General features: G+C 32.6%; 13 protein-coding genes. 7 read left to right on the forward strand and 6 right to left on the reverse strand.

All coding sequences use genetic code 11. From position 1 onward, the window contains the following. Window positions 1-52: 52 nt before the first annotated feature. Complete coding sequence (gene kapB, locus AC2D8K_RS03280; RefSeq protein WP_002450809.1) at window positions 53-433, reverse strand: sporulation phosphorelay system protein KapB; 381 nt, start codon at window positions 431-433, stop codon at window positions 53-55. A 65-nt stretch (window positions 434-498) separates the two neighbouring features. Here kapB and AC2D8K_RS03285 point away from each other — a divergent pair, with 65 nt between their 5' ends. The 5 genes from AC2D8K_RS03285 to AC2D8K_RS03305 all read left to right on the forward strand — a co-directional run bounded on the left by AC2D8K_RS03285 (window position 499) and on the right by AC2D8K_RS03305 (window position 6,066). After that, on the forward strand, window positions 499-1,092 hold the full coding sequence (locus tag AC2D8K_RS03285; protein WP_002450808.1) for a peptidylprolyl isomerase: 594 nt from the start codon (window positions 499-501) through the stop codon (window positions 1,090-1,092). Between the two features lie 301 nt (window positions 1,093-1,393). After that, window positions 1,394-1,774, forward strand: a complete 381-nt coding sequence (ygs, locus tag AC2D8K_RS03290; protein WP_002450807.1) for a S1 domain-containing post-transcriptional regulator Ygs — start codon at window positions 1,394-1,396, stop codon at window positions 1,772-1,774. A gap of 244 nt (window positions 1,775-2,018) precedes the next feature. Then, window positions 2,019-3,146, forward strand: coding sequence for an NADH-dependent flavin oxidoreductase (locus AC2D8K_RS03295; protein WP_002450806.1), 1,128 nt, complete (start codon window positions 2,019-2,021; stop codon window positions 3,144-3,146). 376 nt (window positions 3,147-3,522) lie between these two features. Then, entirely contained in the window at window positions 3,523-4,713 is a 1,191-nt protein-coding gene (locus tag AC2D8K_RS03300; protein WP_002450805.1) for an ornithine--oxo-acid transaminase, read from the forward strand. Window positions 4,714-4,821: 108 nt separating this feature from the next. Beyond that, window positions 4,822-6,066 (forward strand): Glu/Leu/Phe/Val family dehydrogenase, encoded by a 1,245-nt coding sequence (locus tag AC2D8K_RS03305; protein WP_002450804.1) that lies wholly within the window; start codon window positions 4,822-4,824, stop codon window positions 6,064-6,066. 83 nt (window positions 6,067-6,149) lie between these two features. On the opposite strand, the gene AC2D8K_RS03310 is transcribed toward AC2D8K_RS03305, so the two are convergent. The 5 genes from AC2D8K_RS03310 to AC2D8K_RS03330 form a co-directional block, all read right to left on the reverse strand. Then, entirely contained in the window at window positions 6,150-6,443 is a 294-nt protein-coding gene (locus tag AC2D8K_RS03310; RefSeq protein ID WP_002450803.1) for a TfoX/Sxy family protein, read from the reverse strand. Between the two features lie 67 nt (window positions 6,444-6,510). Continuing rightward, window positions 6,511-7,434: a glycerophosphodiester phosphodiesterase gene (locus AC2D8K_RS03315; RefSeq protein ID WP_182463871.1), complete on the reverse strand. Its 924-nt coding sequence runs from the start codon at window positions 7,432-7,434 to the stop codon at window positions 6,511-6,513. Window positions 7,435-7,684: 250 nt separating this feature from the next. Then, window positions 7,685-8,623: a glycerophosphodiester phosphodiesterase gene (locus tag AC2D8K_RS03320; RefSeq protein ID WP_484698004.1), complete on the reverse strand. Its 939-nt coding sequence runs from the start codon at window positions 8,621-8,623 to the stop codon at window positions 7,685-7,687. A gap of 163 nt (window positions 8,624-8,786) precedes the next feature. Next, window positions 8,787-10,166 carry an argininosuccinate lyase gene (argH, locus tag AC2D8K_RS03325; protein ID WP_484698006.1) on the reverse strand — a complete coding sequence of 460 codons (1,380 nt, stop codon included), beginning with the start codon at window positions 10,164-10,166 and terminating at the stop codon, window positions 8,787-8,789. Beyond that, entirely contained in the window at window positions 10,159-11,361 is a 1,203-nt protein-coding gene (locus tag AC2D8K_RS03330; RefSeq protein WP_002450799.1) for an argininosuccinate synthase, read from the reverse strand. The genes argH and AC2D8K_RS03330 overlap by 8 nt, the downstream gene beginning before the upstream one ends. Window positions 11,362-11,681: 320 nt before the next feature. On the opposite strand from AC2D8K_RS03330, the gene AC2D8K_RS03335 reads away from it, so the two are divergent. Further along, window positions 11,682-13,013, forward strand: a complete 1,332-nt coding sequence (locus tag AC2D8K_RS03335) for a glucose-6-phosphate isomerase (protein WP_002450798.1) — start codon at window positions 11,682-11,684, stop codon at window positions 13,011-13,013. A 222-nt stretch (window positions 13,014-13,235) separates the two neighbouring features. Continuing rightward, entirely contained in the window at window positions 13,236-13,811 is a 576-nt protein-coding gene (locus AC2D8K_RS03340; RefSeq protein ID WP_002450797.1) for a TVP38/TMEM64 family protein, read from the forward strand. Window positions 13,812-13,815: the final 4 nt, after the last annotated feature.

Genomic DNA, 13,815 nt, shown 5'->3' on the forward strand with positions numbered 1-13,815 from the left:
TGAAATTACTGAATTTCTATCCACTGTTAAATAAGAAGAAACACGTCAATTTTTAATGAAAATTTTGTTTGTATTGAATAGTATAATCAGCTTTAAGTTGTTCTAAATTTTGTAATGAACGCTTTGCATGTGCGTCATTTTTTTCTTTTAATTGTGACTCTAAATTTGAAATAGCTTGTTGAAGAGAATCTTCATATGACATTTTTTCGACATTAAAGTCACGTAATTGTGAACGCTTAGCATATCTTTTTTCATAATGGCTTAATGCTTTACGTTCATGGAAAAATACACCTGTCGATTCATTAGGATTGTGTAAATCACCTTGTTTAGGATGTTTGATCACTTGTTCAACTTGAACTAAAACGTCGTCACCAGTATCTTCTTTAATTGAAACACCGTAGCTTCCTGTCTTATGAGAAAATCGATATAACATGCTATATTACTTCCTTTCAAATGTGTTAATATATACGTATATCATAACATGAATGGAGAATTTTAATGACGAACTATCCTCAGTTAAATAAAGAGATACAAGAAGATGAAATTAAAGTTGTAATGCATACTAATAAAGGAGACATGACATTTAAGTTATTCCCTAATATTGCACCTAAAACAGTTGAAAACTTTGTTACACATGCTAAAAATGGTTACTATGATGGGGTAACTTTCCACCGCGTAATCAATGATTTTATGGTACAAGGCGGCGACCCGACTGCAACTGGAATGGGTGGCGAAAGCATTTATGGTGGTGCATTCGAAGATGAGTTTTCGTTAGAAGCGTTTAATTTATATGGTGCATTATCTATGGCTAATGCTGGTCCGAATACAAACGGTTCACAATTTTTTATCGTTCAAATGAAAGAAGTACCACAAAATATGCTAAGTCAATTAGCTGATGGTGGTTGGCCAGAACCAATCGTTAAAGCGTATGGTGAAAATGGAGGTACGCCTTGGTTAGATCAAAAACATACTGTATTTGGTCAAATGGTTGAAGGTGAAACAACATTAGAAGACATTGCGAATACGAAAGTAGGACCTCAAGATAAACCTGTACATGATGTAGTTATCGAATCTATCGATGTTACTGAATAAGGTGACTGTTTGTATTTAACGATTCGTAAACATGATTTTAGGATAATTTCAATTTAAAAAAGATTAGAAACTTCACGCTCAAGTAAAGTCATACTTTGAACGTGAAGTTTTTTAATGTTATATAACATAGAGGGGCACAACATTTTTATCAGACATTTTATTATTATCATTATGGGAATGAATAAAGTTCCATAGGATCTATTTCAAAATAATTCAAAAAATTCAACGTTATAGTTAGTCCCTTAATTTGTTTTATGCTATGATAATAGTGTTAAGAAAAACGAAATAAGGGGTTATCAAGTTGAATAATCACTACAAAGAAGGTCAACATATTAAGGTACGTGTGACTGGTATTCAACCGTATGGCGCATTTGTTGAGGCCCCTGACCATACTGAAGGACTTATCCATATTTCTGAAATCATGGATGATTATGTCCATAACTTGAAGAAATTTCTATCTGAAGGACAAGTCGTCAAAGCTAAGATTTTATCAATTGATGAAGAAGGTAAACTCAACTTGTCTTTAAAAGATAATGATTACTTTAAAAATTATGAACGTAAAAAAGAAAAACAGTCGGTGCTAGATGAAATAAAAGAAACAGAAAAGTATGGGTTTCAAACACTTGAAGAACGCTTACCGGTCTGGATCAAACGGTCTAAACGTACTATACGTCAAGATTAAAGTGACGTAATTATATTCGTTATATTTATACTAAGAATATAGGGATGATATAAACGATAGTATCTATTTTGTGATGGATATTATCGTTTTTATTTTGAGAAAGTTGAACAAGTATAGCTTCAGTCTCTAAAGAGCCCTTTGATTGTTTGATGATGATTCATATAAAAAATCTATAAGCAAATAAATAGAGCATAAAATCTTTTCATGTTATAGTCTCCATTATTATTAATCTGGAGGTAGAGTTATGAATAGTAAATATAATTCATTATTTGAAAGTGTGACTTTGCCAAATGGCGTTGAATTAAAAAATAAGTTCGTTTTAGCGCCTTTAACACACATTTCATCTAATGACGATGGCACAATTTCAGATGTTGAATTAACCTATATTGAAAAGCGTGCGAAAGATGTCGGATTAGCGATTAATGCAGCGAGTAATGTGAACGATCTTGGTAAGGCATTTCCTGGACAGCCTTCAGTAGCTCACGATGCAGACATAGAAGGTCTTAAAAAACTTGCACAAGCGATGAAGAAAAATGGTGCTAAAGCATTAGTTCAAATTCATCATGGTGGGGCTCAAGCATTACCTGAATTGACGCCCGATGGTGATGTAGCTGCTCCAAGCCCAATTTCATTAAAAAGTTTCGGCCAAAAACAAGAACACGATGCAAGAGAAATGACATCAGAAGAAATTGAACAAACGATTAAAGATTTCGGTGAAGCAACACGACGTGTTATACAGTCTGGGTTTGATGGTGTTGAAATTCATGGAGCTAACCATTATTTAATCCACCAATTTGTTTCACCTTACTACAATAGAAGAAACGATATATGGGCTGAGAATTTGAAATTCCCAATGGCTGTCATTGATGAAGTGCTTAAAGCGAAAAAAGATTATGCATCTGATGATTTCATTGTCGGATATCGTTTGTCACCAGAAGAAGCGGAATCACCAGGTATTACAATGGATATTACTGAAGAATTAGTTAATGCAATTACTAAAAAAGACATAGATTATATTCATGTATCAATTATGGATATTTATTCTAAAACACGTGATGGACAGTATGAAGGACAAAATAGATTAGAACTTATTCATAAATGGATTAATGGACGTATGCCATTAATCGGTATTGGATCAGTATTTACTGCTGATGATGCTTTAAATGCAGTTGAAGATGTTGGCGTAGAATTAGTAGCTTTAGGACGTGAGATTCTACTTGATTATGATTTTGTAGGGAAAATTAAAGAAGGTAGAGAATCTGAAATTATAAGCTATTTTGATCCAGAACGTGAAGATAATCATGAATTACCACCTAAATTATGGCAACAATTTAATAATGGTTTTTATCCTTTACCTAGAAAAGATCAATAATATATTAAAAGCTAGAAAAGATCATTTACCAATGATTATTTCTAGCTTTTTTATACACTTTTATAGAATTTTTGGTATATTGTAAAATCAATAAAAGGTGTCACTATAAGGTTTTAGAAACAATAAAAGATATATTATGACGAATTTTTAAACTTTTACTTGTACAACATAGCGGGCATGTGTCATTATATTTGTAAGGGCTTTCAAAATATAAAAATTTAAGTAATACATGTTGTAATAAGAGATAGAAAAATTACAACTTTAATAAAATGAGACTATTTAGAAATATATTAATGTAATCTGTTTGAGAGCCACTGGAAATCAGTTATGATATTGGTAACTAGCTTTAGTATTTATTAAACAAAGGGGAGATATTATGACTAAGTCAGAACAAATTATTGAATTAACAAATCACTATGGAGCACATAACTATGTACCGCTTCCAATCGTCATTGCCGAAGCAGAAGGTGTATGGGTAACTGATCCGGAAGGTAATAAATATATGGATATGCTATCTGCATATTCAGCAGTAAACCAAGGACATAGACATCCTAAAATTATTCAGGCACTTAAAGATCAAGCAGAGAAAGTAACATTAGTATCACGTGCTTTCCACAGTGATAATTTAGGTGAATGGTACAAGAAAATTTGTGAATTATCAGGTAAAGATAAAGCATTACCAATGAATACTGGTGCAGAAGCTGTTGAAACAGCATTAAAAGCAGCACGACGTTGGGCTTATGATGTGAAAGGTATTGAACCAAATAAAGCAGAAATCATTGCATTCAATGGTAACTTCCATGGTCGTACAATGGCACCCGTGTCATTATCGTCTGAAGCAGAATATCAAAGAGGATATGGTCCATTATTAGATGGTTTCCGTAAAATTGATTTTGGTGACGTAGAAAAATTAAAAGCAGCAATCACTGATAATACTGCAGCAATTTTAGTAGAGCCTATTCAAGGCGAAGCTGGTATCAATGTGCCACCAGAAGGTTATTTAAAAGCAATCAGAGAATTATGTGATGAGCATAATATCTTATTTATAGCAGACGAAATCCAAGCTGGGTTAGGCCGTTCAGGTAAGCTATTTGCCACAGACTGGGATAATGTTAAACCAGATGTATACATTTTAGGTAAAGCGCTTGGCGGTGGCGTACTGCCAATTTCCGTTGTCTTAGCTGATAAAGAAGTTTTAGATGTATTTACACCAGGTTCACATGGTTCTACATTTGGCGGTAATCCATTAGCTTGTGCCGTGTCACTAGCTGCTTTAGATGTCATTGTAGATGAAGACTTACCTGGCCGTTCATTAGAATTAGGTGGATACTTCAAATCTGAATTACAAAAAATCGAACATCCTTCAATTAAAGAAGTACGTGGCCGTGGCTTATTCATCGGAATTGAATTAACTGAGAATGCAAGACCATACTGTGAATCATTAAAAGAATTAGGTTTATTATGTAAAGAGACACATGATACAGTTATTCGATTTGCACCACCACTTGTTATTACTAAAGAAGAATTAGACCTTGCAATTGAAAAAATTAAACAAGTTTTTAAATAAGTTCAAAAAGTTGTAACAATCATTTTGCAACCCCTTTAAAAAGGATAAAGTTGTGTTACAATAATAAATGAAAGCGAAATCATTAGTTAAAAAGAGGCGAAAAGGATCATGACTGAGAATAATAATTTAGTGACTTCTACTCAAGGAATTATTAAAGAAGCTTTGCATAAATTGGGCTTTGATGATGGTATGTACGATCTAATCAAAGAACCACTAAGATTTTTACAAGTACGTATTCCAGTGCGTATGGATGATGGTACAGTTCAAACATTCACTGGTTATCGTGCACAGCATAATGATGCAGTAGGTCCAACTAAAGGGGGAGTGCGTTTCCACCCAGATGTTGACGAAGAAGAAGTTAAAGCATTATCAATGTGGATGACATTAAAATGCGGAATTGTTAATTTACCATACGGCGGTGGTAAAGGTGGTATCGTGTGTGACCCTCGTCAAATGAGTATTCATGAAGTTGAACGTTTATCTCGTGGGTATGTTAGAGCGATTTCACAATTCGTAGGACCAAACAAAGATATTCCAGCACCAGACGTATTCACTAACTCACAAATCATGGCTTGGATGATGGATGAATACAGTGCACTAGATAAATTCAATTCTCCAGGATTTATCACTGGTAAACCTATTGTACTTGGTGGATCACAAGGACGTGACCGTTCAACTGCACTAGGCGTTGTTATTGCAATTGAACAAGCAGCTAAACGTAAAGGCATGGATCTTAAGGATGCTAAAGTGGTTATCCAAGGTTTTGGTAACGCAGGTAGTTTCTTAGCTAAATTCTTATATGATTTAGGTGCGAAAGTAGTTGGTATTTCAGATGCTTACGGTGCTTTACATGACCCTAACGGTTTAGATATTGACTATTTATTAGACAGAAGAGATAGCTTCGGAACTGTAACAAACTTATTTGAAGAGACAATCTCAAATAAAGAATTATTCGAATTAGACTGTGATATCTTAGTTCCAGCAGCGATTTCAAACCAAATTACTGAAGAAAATGCTAATGATATTAAAGCAAGTATCGTGGTTGAAGCTGCAAACGGACCAACTACACCTGAAGCGACACGTATTTTAACTGAACGTGGCATCTTATTAGTACCAGATGTTTTAGCTAGTGCAGGTGGTGTAACAGTTTCATACTTCGAATGGGTTCAAAACAATCAAGGTTACTATTGGACTGAAGAAGAAGTTAATGAAAAATTACGCGAAAAATTAATTACAGCTTTCGATACAATTTATGAATTATCACAAAACAGAAAGATCGATATGCGTTTAGCAGCATATATTGTTGGTATCAAACGTACAGCAGAAGCAGCTAGATATCGTGGATGGGCATAATAGCCTTTATTAATATCGGTTAAACCCATTTATATATAAAAGAAAAACATTCACTCAGAAATTGTTGAGTGAATGTTTTTTGTTTAATTTAAATCATTTTTAACTTGTTGCAAGACTTTTAAAATAGTTTCACTGTCTTCAATATTTAGATAGTGAATCATTGGTTTGGCATTTGGATAGGGCACAACCAATCCACAATCATTCAATATTTCTGACGAAGAAGGTGTCGTTTTAATCAATAATCGGTTATCGTATAATCCACCAACTACACATTTATCATAGTATATGATATATTCTCCCATCATTTTACGAGTCGTAATATGATCTTCATTCATGTATTGCATAAATCGATTGAGTATATTTTCAGATGTTGCCATGTTTTCACAACCCTTAAGTTAAAAGTATGAATCTAACGTTAGTATACACAATGATTTATAAGTATTGCTATTTTTGGTTTAAATTTTTGTATTTATCTGCATAGTTGGTAAATACACCATCAATGCCATAGTCATTCAAACGTTGCATATCTGCTTCTTCATTAACAGTAAATGGATGTATTAGGAATCCTAAATCTTTTAAATGCTTAGTATTTTTTTCATTTAAATCTGTATATTCAGGCCCTACACCAACTGCATAAGACTTAATACGTTTTAAATCTGCTTCACTTTGGAAAGGTAACTCGCCTTTATCTAATAAACGAATTAAAGGAATATTAGGATTTAATTGTTTCATTTTTTGTAGACTAGGTTCAGAAAAAGATTGAACAATGACATGACCATTTTTAAGTGATTGATCAGTCAACATACCATGTTTGTTTAAACTTTGAATTAATTGATTTTCCATACCTGGATAAACATCAGGAGATTTTGTTTCGATATAATAATTAGCGTTTTTACCGTAACGACTTAAAATTTCATCCAAAGTAGGGACCTTTGCATTGTTATATTCTGATTTAGCAAGGTCAGGATGTTGTTTGTTAAACCAACTACCAGCATCGAGTTTCTTTAACTCTGCTAATGTATAATCTTCAACTCGTCCATGTCCATTAGTAGTACGATCAACGGTTTCATCATGCATGGCAACGAGATGACCATCTTTCGTTCTTTGTAAATCAATTTCTATGTATGACGCTCCTAATTCTTTATGACTTTTATCATAGGCATTAAATGTATGCTCAGGAGCATAACCACTTGCACCTCTATGAGCAATTGTCGTGTGAGCTTCACCAGTTAAGTTTTTCTGCCATTGCGAATGACTTTGATTAGTATGATTAGATGTTTGAGTTTGTGTTTGATTTTCAGTTGAATCTGAGGTTTGTGTTGATTGACCATCTCCGCTTGCAAGTGCTGGTGTACTGACACTTAGCATAGATAAAGTGATTGTTGCAACTCCAACAGATACCCATTTATTTAATTTCAAAGTAATAACATCCTTTCAATTTGAGTGTTACTACTATCATGGCAATATTTTTAAATATGAGAAATAGAATTTACTGAATAATTAAACAACTATAAAGAACTTAATATTCATTTCAAAATATATTAATAATTAACAAACCATTTACATTGTTGAAGTTTTAAAAATATTGAGTAGTTATGCTTTATGATATGCATTTATCTTAATGTGAAATACGTTTATATTTATCTGCATAGTTGGTGAAGACACCGTCGACACCATAACGATTTAATCGTTTCATATCAGCACTTTTATCTACAGTAAAAGGATGTACGATAAAACCTAAATCTTTTAAATGAACAGTGTTAGATTCATTTAAGTCAGTATATTCTGGACTAATGCCTGTTGCGTATTTGCGAATATATTTTAAGTCTTTATCTGTCAATTGTTGTAATTGGTGTTTTTTTAATAATCTAACTAACGGAATAGACTTATTTTGATGATGGATTTTTAACAGACTATCTTCAGAAAAGGATTGAATCATAACATGACCATTTTTTAAAGAGGTTTTATTTAATAAATCATGTTTTTGAAGTGTTTGTAAAAGTTGATCTTCCATACCTGGATAAACATTAGGTGATTTTGTTTCGATGTAATAATTTGCATTTTTACCATATCTTGACAGTATTTCATCTAAGGTTGGTACTTTGGCATTTTGATATTCTGGTTTAGCCTTTTCAGGATGTAATTGATTAAACCATTCACCAGCGTTTAGTTCTTTAATTTGTGCTAGCGTTAAATCTTTGATTTTGCCATGACCATTAGTAGTTCGATCAACTGAATCATCATGCATCGCTATGAGTTGGCCGTCTTTTGTTCTTTGTAAATCAATCTCTATGTATGAGGCGCCAATATCATGATGACTTTTATCATAGGCATTAAGTGTATGTTCAGGCGCATAACCACTCGCGCCTCTATGTGCAATTGTTACAAATGTTTCTTGTGTGGGATTGGTATGCCATTTTGAATGTTGACTGGCTTTGTTATTGAACTGTTCAGATTTAACACGAGTGTTTTGGAAGTAAGTATAAATAAACAGACCAATGAAAGACAAAAATATAAAAAATAATAAAAATAAAGTAGTTTTGGGATGTTTAAACATAGATTGCCCTTTCTAATAATTTTTGAATACTTGATTATTATACTATAAGTTGACAGGCAATATAATTATAATTTAAAACAGTTGTTTTAGGTTTTATGTTGGAAGAGGAGAGGATTGGAGAGAAAAACAAGGAGAGACAATTTGTCTCTCCTTGCTAAATATATTATGAATTTATTAATTGTTGTGCAACTGATAATTGGTGTTTAACAGCATCTTGACCTGTTGAACCATAACTTTTACGACGTTTTAAACAATTTTCAGGCTTTAAAAAGTCATAAATATCAGCTTCGATACTTTCATGATGTGATTGATAATCTTCTAAAGGTACTTCAAGTAAATAAATACCTTTATTAATACAATCTAAGACGATTTTTCCAACAATTTCATGTGCTGTTCTAAATGGAACGTTCTTACTCACTAGATAATCTGCTAATTCAGTAGCATTTGAAAAATCTTTAGTAACTGTTTCATTTAAACGGTTGGTATTTACCGTCATAGTATCTAGCATACCTTCAAATATTTTTAATGAACCTTTAATGGTATGAATCGCATCAAATAAGCCTTCTTTATCTTCTTGCATATCCTTGTTATAAGCTAATGGTAATCCTTTGAGTGTTACTAACATACTCATTAAATGTCCTGTGGTACGTCCAACTTTACCTCTAATCAATTCAGCCATATCAGGATTTTTCTTTTGAGGCATGATGGATGACCCTGTAGAAAAGGCATCAGATAAAGTAATGAATTTAGCTTCATCTGTAGACCAAAAGATAATTTCTTCAGAAAATCTTGATAAATGAACCATAGTTAATGAGATATTATGCAAAGTTTCAACAATATAGTCACGGTCACTTACTGCGTCCAAACTATTTTCATAAACTGCACTAAAATTGAGTAATTCTTGTGTTTCATGACGATCAATAGGATGTGTTGTCCCACTTAATGCTGCTGCACCAAGAGGGGAGATATCGATTCTTTTCATACTATCTTGGAAACGTGATTTATCACGTTCTAACATCCAAAAGTAAGTCATAATGTGATGTGCAAATGAAATAGGCTGTGCACGTTGCAAGTGCGTATAACCTGGCATAATCGTATCGACATGTTGGTTAGCAATTGTCAGTATTGTTTGTTGTAATGATTTAATTAATTCAATAATGCCACTTACTTCTTCTTTAGTATATAAATGCATATCTGTAGCTACTTGGTCATTTCTACTTCTTCCTGTGTGAAGTTTACCCCCAGCTTCACCAACACGTTGAATCAGTTCATGTTCAATATTTAAATGAATATCTTCTAATGACGCTTTGAATTCGATTTTATTTTGATGTACGTCTTTTTGTATTGCTTTTAGCCCTTCGATAATTGTATGGGCTTCATCTTGACTGATAATATTTTGATTAGCGAGCATTGTAGCATGTGCAATACTGCCTTGTACATCTTGATCGATTAGATTTTGATCGAAATCAATTGAAGCATTAAATTCATCAACCCATTCTTCTGGTTGTGCTTCAAATCTGCCTCCCCAAGCTTTATTACTCATTACTATAGCCTCCATGTAACATAGCATTGACTTGTGTTGGTAAACCATAAATATCGATAAATCCTACTGCAGCTTCTTGATTAAAGGCATCTTCTTTAGTATAAGTCGCAAGTTTTTCATCATATAGTGTATATGGTGATTTTCTGCCGTTTACAATCGCATTGCCTTTGAATAATTTAACTCTTACGTCACCTTCAACATATTGTTGTGTACTGTCTATAAATTGTTTAAGGCTATCAGTCAACGGTGAGAACCATAAACCATTGTACACTTGTTCAGAAAATTGCTTTTCAATGACTGGTTTGAAGTGTGCCACGTCTTTAGTAAGCGTAATTGTTTCTAATGCTTTATGTGCTTTTAAGATGACTTCCGCACCTGGTGTTTCATAGATTTCTCTTGATTTAATACCTACTAATCTGTTTTCAACATGGTCAATTCTACCAATACCATGTTTACCAGCTAATTCATTTAAATAAAGGATTAAGTCATCTAAATTGTAATCTTTACCATCAACTTGAACAGGTACACCATTTTTAAATGAAAGGATAATTTCATCAGCTTCATCAGGTGTATCTTCTAATGCATTCGTTAAATCGAAGGCATCTTCAGGGGGAGCAGCATATGGATCTTCTAAAATACCGCATTCGTTAGCTCTACCCCATAAATTTTGATCGATGGAATAAGGTGAATCATAGTTAATAGAAACTGGAATATTATGTTTGATAGCATAATCAATTTCTTCTTCACGACTCCATGCCCATTCTCTTACTGGTGCAAATGCTTTTAAGTTAGGATTAAGGGCTTTAATAGCAACTTCGAAACGTACTTGGTCATTACCTTTACCTGTACATCCGTGAGCAATACCTACTGAATTTGTTTTTTCAGCAATTTCAACTAACTTTTTAGAGATTAGGGGACGAGATAATGCTGATACTAATGGATATGCATTTTCATACATTAAATTCCCTTTAATAGCATAGCTAACATAATCATCACTAAATTCTTTTGTTGCATCAATGATGTGACATTCTACAGCACCCATTTTTAATGCTTTGTCATGAACAAGGTCTAAATCTTTACCTTCTCCTACATCTAAACAACAAGCGACTACATCGTATCCTTTGTCAATTAACCATTGTACTGCAACGCTTGTATCTAATCCTCCGGAATATGCTAAAACGATTTTCTCTTTCATATTTACACCTCAAATTATTTTCAGAATTTTAATATAAATTCATCATAGCAAATTCTTGATGAAAAATAAACCATAAAACTACATAAATATACATTTTAGGTATAACTTTTTAGAACCGAAATACATGTAATGGTTGATTTGTAGGTATTTTGATTAATTAATAATTTTTAGAAAATTGTATAAAGGGAGGGTGGTGTTTTGATGATTTAAGAAGATGACACTGAAAATTCACTTTTTGAATATAAAATAGAGACTTGTGAATTGAATAGCATATACAAACTTAGTAGAATTAAAGTAGTAAAACTTAGGAGGCTTTTTAGATGACTCATATTCAATTAGATTATGGTAAGACTTTAGAATTTTTTGGAGAACATGAATTAGAACAACAAAAAGATATCGTGAAGACATTACACAAAACGATACATGAAGGAACTGGTGCAGGAAATGATTTCTTGGGTTGGGTAGACCTTCCTGTTGATTATGATAAAGAAGAGTTTTCAAGAATTGTAGAAGCTTCTAAACGTATTAAAGCAAATTCTGACGTGTTAGTTGTTATTGGTATTGGTGGTTCATACCTTGGTGCACGTGCTGCTATTGAAATGCTAACATCTTCATTCAGAACAAATAATGACTATCCTGAAATTGTGTTTGTAGGTAATCATTTATCTTCAAGCTATACAAAAGAGTTAGTAGATTATTTAGCTGACAAAGATTTTTCTGTAAATGTTATTTCTAAATCTGGTACAACTACAGAACCAGCAGTTGCATTCCGTTTATTCAAACAATTAGTTGAGAATAAATATGGTAAAGAAGAAGCTAAAAAACGTATCTTTGCTACAACTGATAAGCAAAAAGGTGCATTGAAACAATTAGCTACGAATGAAGGCTATGAAACATTTGTAGTACCTGATGATGTAGGTGGTCGCTATTCAGTTTTAACTGCTGTAGGTTTATTACCAATCGCAGCTGCAGGTATTAATATTGAAGCAATGATGATTGGTGCAGCAAAAGCACGTAAAGAATTATCTTCTGACAAATTAGAAGAAAATATTGCTTATCAATATGCAACAATCCGTAACCTTCTGTATAGCAAAGGTTATACAACTGAAATGCTTATTAACTATGAACCTTCAATGCAATATTTCAATGAATGGTGGAAACAATTATTCGGTGAATCAGAAGGTAAAGACTTTAAAGGTATTTATCCTTCAAGTGCTAACTACACAACTGATTTACATTCATTAGGACAATACGTACAAGAAGGTCGTCGTTTCTTATTTGAAACAGTTGTAAAAGTGAATCATCCAAAACATGATCTTACTATTGAAGAAGATAGTGACGATTTAGATGGATTAAATTATCTTGCTGGTAAAACAATTGATGAAGTTAATACAAAAGCGTTTGAAGGTACATTATTAGCACATACTGATGGCGGCGTTCCAAATATCGTTGTTAACATTCCACAATTAGATGAAGAAACATTTGGTTATGTCGTTTACTTCTTCGAACTTGCTTGTGCTATGAGCGGCTATCAATTAGGTGTCAATCCATTCAATCAACCTGGTGTAGAAGCATATAAACAAAATATGTTTGCTTTACTTGGTAAACCAGGATTTGAAGATATGAAGAAAGACCTTGAAGCAAGATTATAAGTTATCAATTGCAAAGCAAACATGATTAATTTTAAATATTAAAATATAATTGAAATCATACCGATGGAACATATTAAGTTTCATCGGTATTTATATTGATATTGAGAATAATCTAGGTCTTAAGATGTATTTATTAAATTCAAAAAAGATAGTTGTTTCAAAAAGCTATAATTACAACTATAATAAATATAGTAATGTTTACCGAAGAAAGGATTTGGGATTTTGTCGTTTGAACAGTTAGAAGAGTGGTTTGATTTATTTCGGCAATTTGGATATATTCCAGGTTTTGTGCTCATTTATTTTCGTGCGATTATTCCAATATTACCACTAACGTTATATGTCATATTAATAATGCATACATATGGTGCAATCGTAGGTATTATCATTTGTTGGCTAGGTATTGTTTCCGGTACTTTTACTATGTTTTTAATATTCAAGCGATTAGTCAACACAAATAAGATGAAGCAATTTAAAACTAAGCGATCTGTACAACGATTAATTAGTTTTATTGATAGACAAGGTTTAATACCATTATTTATATTATTATGCTTTCCATTTACACCAAATACCTTGATTAATGTCGTAGCAAGCCTTTCACATATTAAGACAAAGTATTATTTTATTGTACTAACTTTATCTAAATTGATTTCTATCACTGTATTAGGGATAATGGGACGAGAAGTAACGACTATTTTCACTAATCCGATAAGAGCAATTGTGACTATACTTTTTTTCATCATACTTTGGTTTATCAGTAAAAGAGTAGAAAAGCATTTTATGGGCTCTACTAAGGAGTGAAAAA

The sequence above is a fragment of the Staphylococcus sp. 510 genome (genome assembly GCF_057219715.1).